This is a genomic window from Myxococcus vastator (genome assembly GCF_010894475.1).
GTDB lineage: Bacteria > Myxococcota > Myxococcia > Myxococcales > Myxococcaceae > Myxococcus > Myxococcus vastator.
Genome location: NZ_JAAIYB010000759.1, coordinates 1 through 2,112 on the forward strand (window position 1 = coordinate 1; position 2,112 = coordinate 2,112).

At 71.0% G+C, this 2,112-nt stretch carries 1 protein-coding gene and 1 pseudogene; both read right to left on the reverse strand.

Going from position 1 to position 2,112, the window contains the following annotated elements; all coding sequences use genetic code 11:
• A partial coding sequence (locus G4D87_RS36950; RefSeq protein WP_163787471.1) for a GAF domain-containing protein occupies positions 1–1,488 on the reverse strand: 1,488 nt, incomplete at its 3' end.
• Positions 1,489–1,664: 176 nt separating this feature from the next.
• A pseudogene (locus tag G4D87_RS36955) lies at positions 1,665–2,112 on the reverse strand (energy transducer TonB); the annotation flags it as partial.

Sequence of the window (2,112 nt, forward strand, 5' to 3'; positions counted from 1 at the left end):
CCCCACCACCTTGCCCTGCGCCCTCAGCGGCACGCACAGCAGGCTGCGCAGCGCCTCGCCCTGGCCCAACTCCCGCTGCTGGTCCTGGGACAGCTCGGGCACGAGCAGCGGCCGTCCGCCACGCAGCACGAAGTCGCTCAGCCCCTCGCCCGGGAGCAGCGGCGCCCCGTCCTCTCCCTGACTGGAATGGCTGGCCGCCACCTCCAGCCGCGTCCCGTCATCGGACAGCAGGCACAGCGTGCACGCGTCCCCCAGGAAGTAGGCGACCTGGCGGGTGATGGTGCCCAGCAGCACGGACAGGTCGCGGTTCGTGGCATCGAAGGCGTCGGACGCCTCCGTGAGCATCTGCAGCCGGGCGGCGGCGGCCCGGGCCACGGCGTGCGCCCGGCGCTCCTCCGCCGTCAGGTGCACCCGGTCCAACGCCTGGGCGCACGCATGCGCCAGCGCGGTGAAGAAGGCCCGGTCCATCTCCGTGAAGGTCCGGGGCCGCGCGAAGGACAGGCCAATGGCGCCCAGCGCCCGGCCCTTCACCAGCAAGGGCAGCGCGAGCGCCGCCTCGTGGAGGCCACGCGTATCCGTGAGGGGATAACGCGCGCTCCACTCCTCCGGCGAGCCCACCCAGATGGCCTGCTGCTCCCGCAGCGACTCCACCAGCGGCATGGCCGCCGTCATCGGGATGCGCCGCCACCGGCTCAGCACGCTCTCCGGATAGCCAATGGCGTCCACCACCTCCAGCGCCTCGCCCTCCGCGTCCAGGAGGTTGACGCTGCCCGCCTTCGCGCCAGCGGCCACCAGGCCTTGTTCGAAGAGCGCGCGGCACACCTGCGGCACCGTGGCCGCCTCCGACAGCCGGGCGGCGAAGTCCCGCAGCCGGTCGATGTAGCCCGCGGCCCTCAGCGCGGCATCCCGCGCCTCGGCCTCCTTCTGCCGCAGCAACTCCGCCTGGCGCCGCACCTGCTGCTGCGCGCGGAACAGCTCCACGAAGACGGACACCTTCGAGCGCAGCACCTCCGGCGGGAAGGGCTTCTGGAGGAAGTCCACCGCGCCGGTGGCGTAGCCGGTGACGAGCTCCGCGTCGTCGCGGCCATAGGCGGTGAGGAAGATGATGGGGACGTTGCGCGTGCGCTCACGCTGCTTGATGAGCGACGCCGTCTCGAAGCCGCTCAGGCCCGCCATCCGCACGTCCAGCAGGATGACGGCGTAGTCCTCGCGCAGCAGGAAGCGCAGGGCCTGCTCCCCCGAACAGGCCTTGTCCATGCGCACGCCCAGCGGCTCGAGGATGGCCTCCAGCGACACCAGGTTCGACACATGGTCATCCACCAGCAACACGGCGGGGACCTCCGAAACCGCCTTCGCCTGGCGATGGGGGTCTTCGTCCGAAACCCGCAGGTGCGTCAGCGCCAGCCTGCTGGCAGCGGTGGCGCCCCGATTGAAAGGGAGGCCCCCGCGCTGCAACGGCACCATCGTTGGAATCCCGTCCTGCGACATGAAGAAGTCACCTGGTGTGCGGTGGTCAGGAACTCGGCCGGACGCTCCGGGCTCCCAGGAGCGGACCGGCCCCCGGAGCAACTGGCGGCGCGGGATTACACCGCGCGGCGCGCCGTCGTGCCCAGGTCAAGGCGGCGTCGCGGCGCCAAGCGTGCGCTATCCATCAGTCCTCGTGCTCAGTAACGACCCTTCACGCCCAGGATGGGCAGGGCGATGGGCAGCCCCACCGCGTCCTTGCGCAGCGGGAAGCCGTTGCCGCCCTCGTACTCGAAGCCCAGCGTCTCCCGACGGAGCGTGACGTTGAGCATGTCCAGATACGCCTCCAGGCTGAAGGTGTCGTAGACCCACGACTTGGACAGCCGCACGTCGAAGCGGAGGAAGGCCGGCAGCCGGTCCACGCGATCTCGGTCTGACTTGACCCAGGCGGGCCGCCCGGAGGTGTCTTCCCCCGGGCGGTGCGTCTGCGTGCCCAGCGTGCCGTACTCAGGGCGCCCGGTGTTGAAGTGCAGCACCCCGCCCAGCGTGACGTTGTTGGCGAACTTGTAGCTGAGCACCAGGTTGAGGATGTGCGTCTGGTCGAAGGCGAAGGGCAGGTCCGCCTCCGCCTCCCCCACCCGGTGGCCC